The sequence below is a fragment of the Pseudomonas sp. SIMBA_041 genome (assembly GCF_046535095.1).
Taxonomy (GTDB): Bacteria; Pseudomonadota; Gammaproteobacteria; order Pseudomonadales; family Pseudomonadaceae; genus Aquipseudomonas; species Aquipseudomonas mucoides.
Map to the genome: position 1 here is coordinate 1 of NZ_JAWRXJ010000625.1, position 253 is coordinate 253.

Consider the following 253-nt stretch of genomic DNA (forward strand, 5'->3'; position numbering starts at 1 on the left):
GTTTCTCTGCTGGCTTTCTTTGCGATAGCGGCGGCGCAACACTAGCCCTGCTGGCACATGCCTCTCTTCCCCGTTCGCCAGCACAATCTGGCCATTGACCACTACATGCGAAATGCCTTCTGGAAACTGGCGCGACTGATCATAGGTCGCTTTGTCAATCACACGTTGTTCATTGAAAATCACCAGATCAGCTTTCAAGCCTTCACGGACAATCCCTCTGTCAGAGAGTCCCAAAATACGTGCTGGATGAGAG

1 protein-coding gene is annotated in these 253 nt (G+C 51.8%); it reads right to left on the reverse strand.

What is annotated here, in order from left to right; genetic code table 11:
- The coding region (locus tag SB725_RS32605) for an amidohydrolase family protein (protein ID WP_410923626.1) at positions 1–253 on the reverse strand (253 nt) is incomplete at both ends.